The sequence below is a fragment of the Halobacteriovorax sp. GFR8 genome, assembly GCF_050955245.1.
Taxonomy (GTDB): Bacteria; Bdellovibrionota; Bacteriovoracia; order Bacteriovoracales; family Bacteriovoracaceae; genus Halobacteriovorax_A.
This window is the reverse complement of record NZ_JBPBLR010000001.1, coordinates 36,196-49,529: the sequence shown is the minus strand read 5'-3', so window position 1 is coordinate 49,529 and position 13,334 is coordinate 36,196. Positions and strand designations below refer to the sequence as shown.

The 13,334-nt window shown below is 46.9% G+C and carries 7 protein-coding genes; all 7 read right to left on the bottom strand.

The features are described from left to right. Positions 1-55: 55 nt before the first annotated feature. The 7 genes from ACRXC1_RS00270 to ACRXC1_RS00240 all read right to left on the bottom strand — a co-directional run bounded on the left by ACRXC1_RS00270 (position 56) and on the right by ACRXC1_RS00240 (position 13,172). On the bottom strand, positions 56-1,594 hold the full coding sequence (locus ACRXC1_RS00270) for a hypothetical protein (protein ID WP_433655598.1): 1,539 nt from the start codon (positions 1,592-1,594) through the stop codon (positions 56-58). After that, a complete protein-coding gene (locus ACRXC1_RS00265) occupies positions 1,584-4,178 on the bottom strand; it encodes a phage tail protein (protein WP_433655596.1) in 2,595 nt (864 codons plus the stop codon). The genes ACRXC1_RS00270 and ACRXC1_RS00265 overlap by 11 nt, the downstream gene beginning before the upstream one ends. A 1-nt stretch (position 4,179) precedes the next feature. Further along, positions 4,180-4,995: a phage BR0599 family protein gene (locus ACRXC1_RS00260; protein ID WP_433655594.1), complete on the bottom strand. Its 816-nt coding sequence runs from the start codon at positions 4,993-4,995 to the stop codon at positions 4,180-4,182. Position 4,996: 1 nt separating this feature from the next. Beyond that, positions 4,997-6,286, bottom strand: coding sequence for a hypothetical protein (locus ACRXC1_RS00255; protein ID WP_433655592.1), 1,290 nt, complete (start codon positions 6,284-6,286; stop codon positions 4,997-4,999). 494 nt (positions 6,287-6,780) lie between these two features. Further along, positions 6,781-8,097: a hypothetical protein gene (locus ACRXC1_RS00250; protein ID WP_433655590.1), complete on the bottom strand. Its 1,317-nt coding sequence runs from the start codon at positions 8,095-8,097 to the stop codon at positions 6,781-6,783. Then, on the bottom strand, positions 8,097-9,629 hold the full coding sequence (locus ACRXC1_RS00245) for a hypothetical protein (protein ID WP_433655588.1): 1,533 nt from the start codon (positions 9,627-9,629) through the stop codon (positions 8,097-8,099). The genes ACRXC1_RS00250 and ACRXC1_RS00245 overlap by 1 nt, the downstream gene beginning before the upstream one ends. Positions 9,630-9,641: 12 nt before the next feature. After that, entirely contained in the window at positions 9,642-13,172 is a 3,531-nt protein-coding gene (locus ACRXC1_RS00240) for a hypothetical protein (protein ID WP_433655586.1), read from the bottom strand. Positions 13,173-13,334: the final 162 nt, after the last annotated feature.

Below are 13,334 nucleotides of genomic sequence, written 5' to 3'. Positions count from 1 at the left end.
AAGACTAATTAGATACTAGCACCTGAGTGTTAAAACGGCAACTAACTAAATGTAATTAGAACAAATCTAACGTAAGTTCTATGTCATCAATATATGCGTCTAAGTTGGAACCGCCCACCCTAAGCATACTAATGTCAATTTCTATTTTTTCCGTGGTTGCTGGGAATATTACTACTTCCGTGCGGTGTGTCCATACCCCGCTACTAGTTGCTATTACTATAGGGTTGGTGGTGGCTAGAACCACATCGCTAGCATCTAGTGCTTTTAGGCCTAACCCTCCTTGGTCTTCTCCATTAAAACTACGTTGCCACCAAGAAACCGTAGCCCTAATATCGTAGGTAGCTGCCTCACTAGCCGTGATATAACCCCCCGCTACTAGGTCAATAACTTGGTTTGCCTCTACTGCCGCTGTGGCATCACCAAAAAAGTAATAACTACCTGTATGCGGTGTTGGGCTTGAACTCCTCACAGCTAAAGTACCTAGGGTGTTAGTCCACCCTGTGGTGTCTCCGGTCTCTGCTCCGCCGTTGACTACTGTAACTACTTCTGTCCTAACTGGTGTCTGTGCTTTTACAAACATCACGGCCTCCATGTTAGCTACCGTAGCACCCGCTGGCTCCAAGAATACCACAGATTCCATATTGTTAACGTGTAGGCCTTCCGGTTTCAAGAACGTTATAGCCTCCATGTTTGTTACTGCTGTTGGTAGTATCTGGGTGGCTGCTAGTGTCCAGTCTATAGCATTAGTCGAGTACAGCACCTCGCTAGGGGTATAAAACCCTTGAGCTAGGCCGTAGTCCCCCGCCGATTGTACCGTTTGGAAGTAGTCCGTACCCGACGGTGCAACGTATGATACCAATAGACCTAGGGTTAGTTTCCATCGGTATATGGTATCGTCTAGTGCCCAACACAGATAACCAGCTACGCTTAATTGCTTATGCGGGTAATGCGCATAGTACTGGTTCAATGATATAGCGTTAACTGCATTTAGATTAACACTCCATGCCATAGGGGCATATCTTGCCGTCACTGGGTCAAATTGATTAAACGTTAGGCCTACCCCAGATTCCCATGCGGATACACTTGGGTAGCATAGCGTAAGCCCAGTAACTAGTACGTCTTTAAAATAAACCGCTAAGGTGCTCTTATCTACCACCTCATAAAACGCCGTCCTAGTCACAGTGCCATTAACACCCACCTCTAGGGAAACCCCCGCGAAGTAATAAAACCCGTCAAACTCACACGCTTGACCCTGTACTACGTTCCTAGTTATGCCTACCGTGCCTAGGGACTCTACTCCACTGGTAGTTATGGTGATAAATTTACCCTCATCTGTTACCAGCAAAACCCCCGTAGATATTTTTATCGTGTAAAGAAACTTAAACGACCCTATTAGGCCTATCGAGGCGTAGGTAGCTGTAACCCACGTTGACGTACCCGCGTCTAAGTAGTCGAACTCGTCACCTTCGCGTATATGGTACAAACGGGAACCCACTATATGTAGGCTCCCCTCTGTTTCGGCACTATTAATACCATCCACATACACTAACGGCTCACCTTCTGTAAAAGGTGCCACAGTTAGATTATGCGCCATGTCGTATCCCTATCATTTTACCATCAAAGTACACCATTGCCCCTGTAGGTGCTAATGGGTCTGATTCTACATCACGTTCTACGGTACCTTCTAAACGGCTAAATACTTTTACAGCCGTGTAGGTTGAGTCCTCCGCCGCGCTAACGTCCGTTGAGGTAATTGTAACCCACCCGTATGGGTCAGCCTGTACCCCAGCCCCGTACAAGTCCGCGTACGTGAATGTAGTCGTATTTAGTGCTGTAGCGCCTGTTAGTGCGCTCACGTTGTTAGTTAGTAGTAACCCGTCCGGTGAGTAAACCGATATAGTGTAGTCAGTATCCACCTGTAGAGCTTGGCTGGTGTCGTTACTATCCACGGCTATGCCTAACTCTTTAGGGTTGTTACCCCATGTAACCGTTAGGTCTACATCTGTATCTAGGTTGGTAAAGTCGTACACCCCGTTAACCTTCATGTCCGTTAGAACATAAGGCCTAGCTTTCTCACCATAAAACAAGTGTGATTGCTCGGTAATGTCATCTAGGTCTAACGATGCACCCACACCTAGTGGCTGTAGCTTGTAGTATAGTGTTTCACCTACATTATAGGTAACTGGTGGTATGAAACCCCCACCGTTTAGTAAGGCCACCCTAGAACCTGCTTGTGCGTCCACCATAGTGGTATTTAGCAGACCCCTGTGTAACCCTAAAAATACGTAGTCACCATCAGCGTTTAGGCTGTAGCTATCGTACCCTATAAACTCCCCACCAACGTATATTAGTGCCTCTTGGCTAGCCCCTGCCCCTGCTTCCGGTACCTCTAGTAAACCTCGTACTATTAAGTTACTGGTTGCCGAGTAGCTAGGGTCATTAACCCGTAGGCTCGACACGATTACCGCCGAATCCGTGAACGTCTCCGACTCGGCCTCGTCATCACTTAGTACCCCAGTCACATTACCAAAAAACGCGTTATATTCGGCGTTTATTGGGCTTGTGTTATACACCAGTGTAAGTAACTCCGGTGTGGCGTCCTCTGGGTATAGCGATAGTCCTATCGGTGTCTCTATATTAACTAGGTCGTCTAATTCCACCGCATCAAAGTTAGGTGGTGTCCAGTTATTATCATCCGGTACTGCGAATATGGTCTCTCCTCGGGTAAATACATCTTCCACAGCGTGTAGAATTACCTCACCTGATAGGTAGTCTCCTCGTTCTACCTTATTCACCCGCATTACCATTTCTTCTATACCGTAGCGGGGGTCTGACCACTTAAAGACCCTACCGACCTGCCATGTACTAATATCTCGCGTACATTTTAAGGTAGTTCTAACCAGTGGTATAGACAGCATACGCAAGTCCCTAAACCCTACCCTAATGGCAATCGATTTACTTGTTATGCCATGGTACTGGTTAGTCCGTGGTACTACCTTATTTTGCACGTACACGTTACCAATATCATTAACGGTTACCGTGTTTAACTCGAAGTACCTAGCGGGGTCGGAATAGGCTACGGTTATCTCGTTCATTGACCCATCCCAAGTCGAGCGGGTGAACTCCTCCACCTCTATTACCGTAGGTGATTCTAGTAGGTCTAGAGTCTCGGTATCATAATCCGAACGCATTAGGCCAAACCTTATCTTACCGGATATTTTGTCCTCGTAATAATACCCGCTGATATGTTGCATAATGTCGTCTAGTACATCTTTTATAGTCTTCTCGTTGTCCCACAACATAGATAAACCAAAGCCTTCATCGTACAACGTCTCACCCATGGCGCGTAGGTCGTCCACCTCGAAACTGTCCTCTGACCAACCCATACCCCAATCCGGCTCGGTTAATAACTCATGTATCATACACGCTGGGTTACAGTCTCCCGTTATGTCGTGCATACCCCCTGTTAGGTTAAGTGTGTTCGGTAACCTAGTACCAGTAAACCACATGGTACGTAGATTGGTACTATTGGCTACGTAACCCGTAGGCACTGGTAAAAACAAATTAAAGTTACCTAATTGTACGTCCTCACGCAGTGACGCACCATACCACACTACGTGTGCCACACCTGCTCTATTCGGCTGCTCGGCTCCTATCTGCCTATCTAGGTATGGGTCTGACGTTTGGTCGTCTGAACCGTTATAAAAACGAAAATACCCGTAGATACCCCCGCCTCGTTCATTACCACCATAAAGGTTATTATTGTCTACTAGCTGTAGCTCTTGGTCAGATACTAACCCCTCCCATGCTACCTTATCACCGTACCTTAACCTAGTCAGTGCGGTCATTTGTTGGGTCGCCCTAGTACCCCCTAGGCATAGCACTAGCTGCATACCCATATGGTACCTGTAACCCACGGTTATACTTTTCTTAGTGAAACCTGACCTTACTTTTTTCTTAACTGGTTGCACATAAAAGTCACCAGCCCATGTACAGTTAGGCGCTTTAAATTCCGCGGTACCCCATAAAACTGGTATGGGTCTTGCTTGTGTCGCTGTTGGGAATTTAAAGTCGGCTATACCTGCTGGTTTGGTGTGGCTGTCCACTGGCTTGGAAAATATTAGAGATATAACCAGCGCAATAATAATCTGTATTATTAAGTTAATGATAAACGCCATATTAGCCTATCCCCGTCTCGAAATAATTAATCGTAGGAATTGTAGTCCAACCACCAAACCTACCGAAGTTGTTAAATCTGTTTCGGCATACTGTCTCCGACTTATCGCACCCTGCCGAAATTTCTATCAAGTCCCCAACTTTTAGACCTGCTATCGGTGCTAATAACGTTAGGTTTTGGTTACCCGTATAGTTGGTTATCATCATGTGCGAGTTTCTGAACGTTACCAGACCCCCACGGTAGTACCCGTCTTCCTCTGGGGTCATGTCGGTGCTTATAACTTCGCCCACTATACCAGTTACGGTAACGTACTTGGTAAATGCTACCCTCTGCACGCCACAGGAGTTTTTATAGAGCACGTGTGGGCAGTTACCAGAAAATTTACGGCGTAGACCTACGGTACCCATACTTAACGCTAGGCTCATACACTCTATTTTAGCTTCAACATCGCTGTAAGCTGGTGACGTCATGTTGCCTATAAATAGCTGTGTCGAGTTTTCGTCTAGTAGCTCTAATGAGTCCCCCACTAGGTGCCCGCGCCACACGCGTATAGTGGGCATGTACGTTGGCAACTCTGTTTTAAACAGTGCGCCTATCTCCGTGTCTACCCCAGTCCATAACATCATCTTACTATCTTCTGCATCATAAGAATCTGTTAGCTCACTCCTGCGTATGCTGCTTGGTGTGTATAATTCACCCTTAAAGCTAACCTCTACGTCTATGTTACATACACGTATTGAACTTTCCGCCGTAGTAACTTTAAACAGTTCTACAGGTCGTGCGCCCTCCTTGAGCGCTTCATAATCACTATATGCCATATTAGGTACCAACCGTAGTAATCATACTCAATGAGCACGTTACAACCGCGTCCGTTGAGTATATCAATGTTATGGTGTCTGAATTTAAACGCCACTTTTGCAAAAAAGATATGTTCCTGACGGTATTAGCGTCCATTTCCTCTGCTATCGGGGTATCTAGTGTCAACACCAACTTACTATCGACGTCTAAACTTACGTTAGTTATTTCTCGGTAATAAATGCCTGTATGGGTTTCTACACAAATATGCTTGTATTGTGCTAGCCCCCAAAGCTCGCTAATGTAGTTATTGTTCTCTACTGTTAGAGTACTAAACCCTGCCTCGTACAACTTAGCTATCTTAAAGTCCTTAGTGTACGTTGGTTGCCAAAAACTGCGGTGCCGCCCTTCTATATAGAATAAGAACTCCCTTAAAAGCGAGATATTAGTTTTACCTCCTACTAGGTATGCCCAGTCTATTTGGTGCTGCGCTATTTCCATATCGTCGTAGTACACAGGGCTAGACGCTTGGTAATCCACTTTTTTGGTCATAGGCTTAGAATACTGCTCTGGTATATCCTCTGCCCAGTTAGGCCTAAGTGGCATTATAGGCGAGTTATTGTACAGGCCTATCCTTCCGCTATCCGCTGGTATAAAGGTTGCTATATCTTCCGGTGCAATATCGAACGTTATAGAATCTAGGGCGGCTTTAGTACTGGTCAGCCCTCGTACTAGTACTGGACTCCTAGAGGTTCCTGCTACCACCAAAGTAACCACCGACCCTACCCGCCATGACGATTTTAGGTCTGATTGTAACGTTACTGTGGTGTCAGTAACCGAGTCTACTTGCAGTATTTCGTAGTCATCCCACCCTAGGGTTAGCATTATCTGGTCACCTGCTTTAGCCCCTAGCTCTACATTATCCACTGTTAATACTGGCTGGTTTGCAAGCGCTTGCACTGCTAATATCACTTGCCGCTGCCATAACGGTACTGTGTAGTTTTGGCTATGCCATGTAGCCATACGTGCCCTAAACTGGTTTAGCTGTTCCTCGGCTATAACTGCCACTTGGTTTACTTGCACCCTTGGGTAATACCTTAGTGGCATACGTTGCTCATCACCCGTAACCGCTGTGGTAACTCCGGTTAGCCACGTGTAGGTCTCTACCAAGGTGCTAGCCCAGTTATGCCTATACCCAAATACCGACGACCTTAGACCCGTAACCCTTAAATCATAGGTGTCTCCGTTTAGCATGTTATAGGTAAAGGTTGCGTCTATTTTATCCTGACCCTCTGGGTCTGACAAAATACTCATTGGGTAGTACCCAAAGCTCTGCATATCCGACGGTACGCTTATTTGGGTATCCAGTGTTAAACCTGCGGCATTGGTTGGCGTAACGTTTGTTAACTGCTGTGGTCGTAAGTATGTACACCACACGTTAAAATATGTCGTCTTGAACCCAGTCAATACACCTAGGTCTACCACTTCCGGCAAAAAGTGCAAACGGTTAACAATCCATGTACTAGGACTACTCGCGTCGTCCCCCATGTTAATAGACGAAAGCCCCGAATCTATATTTAGATTTCGGGGTGTTTTTTGTATCGTTACGCTTAAATACGTTTTAGTGTTTTCGAAAGATTCCGTATTGTCCGTAGGCGTATTACCTTGATTCGCATCTAACCTATAGGCGAACGTAATAACGTCCTCTAGCCCATCCACTAGGTTAGGTGCTGGGGTATACCCTACTGCCACATCAGAATCTAGGGGTGATGGTGTAATCACCCCTGAGTATTGGATAACTGCCATTTTTATACCACTTTTCTAATAGCCAACCCTAGCCCAAATAGGTGCGCGTCTGGGTACGGGTTCATGTCAGCAAACACGCTACCACCCGAATAATCTATACCGTCCCTGTGCATGTTGTCCGTACCGTTAGCTTTTAGTGTGCTTAATGGAAATACCATATAGGTCTCACTACCTATCACTATCTCCTCCTTGCCCGCTAGGCTACCCATAGTGGTAACTGCTACGTGTTCCCAAGAACCCAAATACACTGCGCCTGTGGTCTCGTGCTCACACCATGCCGTTAGGGGTACTGGTGCCATTTGGCCTGTTACCTTATCAAATGTTGAGCCTGTCGGGTTGTCACCTATAAAGCTATGCGTCATTGCTGGCAACGTTGGTAACCCTAGTAGCTCCGAGCGCATTACCTGTGAATCATATTCACCGTCCACGGTGCTAATATTAACGTCTACTGCTGACGTCCTAGCAACATGTATACCTGTGGTTTGCCAAACCCTACCCCAGCCTTTCATGCCTAGTATGGTTTCGCCTGTGTAAAACACGCCCCCGTCCCCTTCACAGTATACCCCGCCGAAACATAAACTAGCTGGCACTACTGCTCTAGTGTAACCAGTACATAACGGTAAGTATCCGAAGTAGTCCGCCTGACTGTCTAGGCAGTTGCAAGAGCCTACAATATATTGACCACCCACGTAGGTGTGTGACTTAGCTAGATTACCTATCGTCATGTGCGAGTAGTGTTTTGGCTTGTACTCGGTAACTATATGCACGCAGTCTGGGTTAGTGTTGATGAATATATACACGTTTGGCACGTCGTCACCCGCCACTATTGCCGAGTACATATTAGCGCTAAACCCGTTACCGTCGTTATCGTCATCTAACCAAAATGCCTTAGCATCTGGTTGTTCCCACCAGTCCTTATTAACGTCGTAGGTTAAGTGCCTAATAGCCCCTAACCATGGCCTCTCGTTTAACGTTACGTCTCCGGCATAGTTGGATAGCTGGAATATAAAACGCCCGTCTTTGGCGTTCTTAGACGGCCAATCGGCGTTATGGTTAATACGCCCTTCATTTATAAAAGGTGTATCATAGTAACCACCTGCGGTACCGTCTATCGACGGGTACGGTCTGGCGCTAGTGTTAGTAGAGATAAACGTAACGTACGTGTTATCTGGGCATTGCATCGTAGTAGTTTGCATAGAGACTAGGTTAAGAGTCTCTGTCTGCGTCCTTATATGCGTATACCCGTTAGCCGCCATAAAAGTAGTTATAGCGTTCATTAGGTCGTCAGTATCAGTAGCCGACGTGTTTAGATAAGCCATTACTTAACCTCAATCATACAAAAATCGTTTGCACTCTGGCGGAATACGTTATTAAAAACTATATGGTAGTTGCCGTCTGCCTCCATAACGTTACCAGCCTGTTGCCCATTATCTGAACTAACCGCCGTCAAACCGTCAAACCTACCTAAAACCGCTTTCATTGAGTCCGTGTGCGAACTTAACCACACTGGTACTGGGGTGTACGTGCCGTCAAAGTTAGCCCTTAGCCTAGACATACCAAAGAAACTAAACGGTGCTACACCATAACGCACGTTGTTATAGTCCGTGCTATTCAACCCAGTAGATAACGTGTTAGCCACCTGCTTTCCACCTACTGGCTCATAGGTATCATTAAAGGTGTATACCGCTGCTTGACTAGTTGGGTTAGTACCACCTGTATAAACTACCGGATTCCAGTATGCTGAATGTACCGCTACTTGCTTTTGGTAGTACCCTGTATCGCCTTCTAAGTCATCGTCTAGCGCATAGGGTATATTACTACCTCCTACAAACATAGGGTACGGGTAATGCGTTGGTGCTTGGTGCCCTTGTAGTAACCCTACATAAAAGTGGTTGTACACTTCACCACTACCTACCACACCCATAACACGTCTACCAGTGATACTAATATAAAAGCTTATTAGCTCATGTTTCATAGTTATCGCTGGTTGCTCAATCGCTGGTATATACCCCTGTTGTAGCGTGTGGTCTATCCCATCAGTCCACCCAGTAAACCCAGTAAACGCCCAGTTAACATAGCGGTCAATCAAGCCCCAGTGCCTAAACTGCGCGTAGATATTTTCGTTACCTGTGTTACCTCTCCCGCGCATGGCTATACGTGTTATGCCCTCGTGTCCGGCCTCCTCGCCGTCGAACCGCATCACACCTAGGTCTTTCTCTAGCACCTCCCAGCGTTGTGCTACTGGTAGCTCACTCGCCCTTAGTGGGTAAACTATGTTATCCGATACACTAAAGTCCACACCGTCTAAAATAGTAAATGTATGCCCTGTTAGCTCTGTTCTAGCACCTTGGTATACCACACCTATTAGCCCAGACACTGAACCACTAACGTTAAATATCGCACCAGCCCCAGCCGTACTAGCTCCTGTACAGGTTAGCGTTAAATCTTCCTCTATACTACCTGCGGTGGTTTCTAGGTATACTTCTGCATCCACTGGCACACTACTTGAACCTTGCGCCGCGATAGTGATAGTGTCCCCCACTTGCCACGCAGTAGAGCCAACACCCACCATGAAATTTAAACCGTTATAGTTATATGCTTCATAGGTCTTAGCTGTTGGGGCACCTGCGCCCCCTACCGTAACCGAAAACTCCGCCGAGTTGGCGGTAGTTAATGTACACGTTAAAACAATCGCGGTATTAAATAGACTAATAGGCAATTCCAATCCATGGAGCTGCCCATTACCCGTACCTGCTACCACGTATCGCCCAACGGTAGAGCCGCCAGTCATAGCGGACACTAAGCGCGTGAATAGCTCACGCTCGTTTTTAGCAATACCTGCAATAAACATTTAAGTGCCTCCTTATTGAAGCAAGTTTTTAATCTTGGTTTTGTTCTTGTCCATAAACTGGATTAGCTCGCCTTGACCTCTACGTGACTGGATAAAGGCTTGCGCCTCGTTGTCGTCCTTAACTTGCACTAGGGTTACGTTTAGGTCACTACCCCTAGCCCCACCGTCCGGTGTTGACAATACGTCACCAGATACGAAACCACCCGAACTAAACCTAGGCGTCCTTGGCCTATGTATAGGCATTGAGCGTGTACCGCCTAATAAAGACGCTAGTAGCTCTCTAGGTATCATTTTGCGGCGCAACATTTCCATAAATTGCACGCCGTAATATGCCGTAGCGTCCGCTGGCTGCACGAACTCCTTATCTGATAGCCATGCCCTAATAGAGTCACTTTTAGTAGTACCAGCCCCGCGAACGTAACCCCCATCAGCGAACCCGACACCAGCGCCAAAGCCACCCCCAGCACCGCCAGCCACCGCACCTAAGATTAGGTTAGCGAACTGCTTAGCAACTACCGACTGCACTACCTCTAGCATCGACTGTAGTATGCCCTTCATAACGTCCTTAAAGGCATCACCCAAGCTCTTAGCCTCGGTAGCTATATCCGTTATAGCTTGCGCAAAACCCGAACCCGCCGCCTGTGCCCCAGCTTCTAGCATGTCGTCCACCATGCTTTTAGTGGTGTTATCCACTGTTATCTCTAACTGGGTGAACTGGTTTGCAAGCTCTTGTACTCGCGTTTTCAGTACTTGGCTACCAGACTCATTAGCTAACGTTTGCATTGCTTCCACTACACTGGCTATTTCTGGCCTCATAGACTGGTAAGCGGCCTTAATCTGGTTAATTGCCTCGGCTTCCGTGATTAGGTTTTGTTCTTGGGCTAGGCTGATAGAGGATAAGATAGCGTTAAACGCGTCTACCCTAGTATCAAACAAGTCCTGTAAAACGCCTAACCGCGCGTCTACTGCTGCTACGTCTATAGCGTCCTCTATAGCTAGATTGGCTTCATCCAGCTCTATGCCGGATAACTCGTCTTGTATTTTTTCCTTTAGCTTATTTAGTGGCCTTACCGCGTCTTCCACTGCCGATTCCATAGCCGCATCCAAACCTTCGATAGTTACGCCGTTTAAGTTAAGCTCGTTTTTAATGTCTTGTATCTTTTCCCTTGTATCTACTAGGCTCTCTAACCACTCTGGCCTTATAAAGCCTTCGTTACCTAGGTCTGCTTTGAACTGCTCAACGGTACCGCGTAGCACTTCCACTTGCTGGGCTAGTTCTTGACTGCCCGTCTGTTCGGCTAGCTTCTGCATACGCTCTAACAGTCCATCTAGTGTAGCGCCAGTATCACCGTATATCTTGCGTAGCTCCTCTTGGGCTGTAGCTTCCGTGATAATACCGCTTGCCACCTGCCTACCTAGTTTCTCTGCTCTGAGTTCCACGTCTTCCGATACGCGGTCAAACTCTGCCGATAATATGTCGAACTGCTTACGTGCGGTTTCTTGGTTTATTAAGGCATTAACTAGGTCAGCTTCGCCACCTAACTGCTTAATGCGGGTTATCACAGATTTATAGTTTAAGAAAGTGGCATTAGCCGCCGCCCCTAACCTAGCCTCTAGTGTCTTACCCGTGTCGGTGTAGAACTCTGCTAACTGTGCTTTATACCCGTCTAGTAATTCTTGCAGTACTAAACCGTTAACACCGCCGTTAGGGTCTACTGGCGTTATCTCCGTCTCTTGGCCTTCTTTTAATGACTCGTTATACGCTTTTTGGGCTGCGTCTAAAGCTAACTTAGCCTGTAGCACTTTCTCTACGGCTATACCCTCTTGTGCTGTTAGGTCAATAATAGCTTGCTGTGCCTCTGCTAGGTCGTCCTGTAGCTTCTGCTGCTTAGTCCTACTTAAATTAGACTCGTCTAGGCGTTGTTTTATTAGCTCCTCTGCGGTCTTCATTTGTGCTAGCCTTGACCTAATTTTGTTAACCGCATCCTCGGCTGAGTTATAACCGTCCGTAAGCTTCTTCAAGTTGGTAGCTGCTAAACTCTGGTTAGCATCGTCCACCCCTAGAATAGCGTCCCGCACCTTCTCTGCCGCTATACCGTTAGCGGAAAACGTGCCGAATAGGTCGTTTATTCCAATGATAGCTTTTTTCCAGTCGTCCCAGTCGTCGATACCATCACGAAGTACCTTATTAACAGACCCTATGCTAGCGGAAACGTCCTTAACTAGGTCTACAAAGTCCTCCATTAACGGCAGAATCGCTACACCTATACGACGCCATAGAGTCTCCAATGCCTTACCTAAGTCGGTTATAGCACGGTTAAACCTTAACGCGTCGGCTATCTCCTCGTCCGATAGTATCGCGCCCCGTTCCTCGGCAGCGTCCCCAAACTCTTTTAGGGCTTTACCGTTGTCGCGGATTATAGGCAGTAGTTTAGACGCTTCACCAGATATTGATTCCCATAAAAATATCTGCTGCTCTAGTGGTAGATTAGACTTTTCTAGGTCGTTTTGAACCGCCTGTAACGCCTCTAGGGTTTCCATTTGTTGCAGTTCCCTAGCAGTAAAGCTAACGCTCTCCCCTAGGGCGTCAAAGTAGTCTTGTAACGAACCACCCGCACCTGACAACATATCACCTATACGGTCGTTAAAGTCCTTTAGTACGTCTGCTGATTTTTTAAGGTCGAACCCCACACGCTCGCCACCCGCCGCAAAACGTTGCAAGTCCTGTGTGGACGTGTTAGCTACGGCTGATAGGTTCTTTAGTTCCTTGGCGTAGTTACCTACATCGTTAGCTGCCTTGAAACCAGCAAATGCTACGGTTAGGGCGGTACCTATACCTATTAGCACAGGGTTAACCCTACCCAGCACTACTAACAATTGGGACGCTTGCCCCGTTATACCACCGATATTACCGCCTACGGCGTCCGCAACATCCCCAACGTCGTCTAGGTCATCCTTAAATTTACGCATCCTTTTGCGTGTTTTTTCGGTCTCGTCGTCTAGGTCTTTTAGTTCGTCCTCTACGTCGTTTAGGTTGTCCGCTAGTTCTTCCGAAGACTCCGCCGCGTCATCAAAGTTTTCTTGCACGTTTTCGGCGTTCTCTGCTACGTCCTCTAGTGGTCGTGCTACGCCCTCCATAGCGTCTGCTGCTTCGCTAAAGCCTCTACCCGTTGCGCGTACAGATTGCCCAACGTCACCCATATTTTCATCTAGGCTGTTGGTACCTTTAATCGCTTCTCTGATAGATTTAAGCATTTCGTCGGTTGATTCACCTACGCCCCCAACCGTTTGGGAAAACTCGGTAAAACCATCACCAGCGCCCGCTACGTCCTTAGCCGTGGTTTTGGCAGCTTTGCCAACGTCTGCAAAATTATCCGATATGTCCCCTATTTCTACCCCTAGGTCTTCTAGGGCTTGTTGTACCTCTTTCCACTGGTCTGGGTCTAGTGTTTGTTTTAGTACTTTAGCTAATATTGATACTTGCTTAGTGGCTTCATCCTTGACGCGTACTATCAGCTCGGCTACGCCTGTCGTTTCAGCCATTGTTATTACCCTTTAAGAAATTTAAAAAGCGACTTAACGTCTTTTTCGTCCCCCCGTGCAGATACCATAAGCATGTGTGCCATATTTAGGTCACGGTGGCGTTCTTGCTCCCTACTTAACGCGTACCATACGTGTATTTGGTTTATGGTGTATGTCCTTGCG

Coding starts and splice junctions, on each gene's coding strand:
- ACRXC1_RS00245 (WP_433655588.1), bottom strand. CDS start 9,629: ATGTTTATTGCAGGTATTGCTAAAAACGAGCGTGAGCTATTCACGCGC.
- ACRXC1_RS00270 (WP_433655598.1), bottom strand. CDS start 1,594: ATGGCGCATAATCTAACTGTGGCACCTTTTACAGAAGGTGAGCCGTTA.
- ACRXC1_RS00255 (WP_433655592.1), bottom strand. CDS start 6,286: ATGAGTATTTTGTCAGACCCAGAGGGTCAGGATAAAATAGACGCAACC.
- ACRXC1_RS00260 (WP_433655594.1), bottom strand. CDS start 4,995: ATGGCATATAGTGATTATGAAGCGCTCAAGGAGGGCGCACGACCTGTA.
- ACRXC1_RS00250 (WP_433655590.1), bottom strand. CDS start 8,097: ATGGCTTATCTAAACACGTCGGCTACTGATACTGACGACCTAATGAAC.
- ACRXC1_RS00265 (WP_433655596.1), bottom strand. CDS start 4,178: ATGGCGTTTATCATTAACTTAATAATACAGATTATTATTGCGCTGGTT.
- ACRXC1_RS00240 (WP_433655586.1), bottom strand. CDS start 13,172: ATGGCTGAAACGACAGGCGTAGCCGAGCTGATAGTACGCGTCAAGGAT.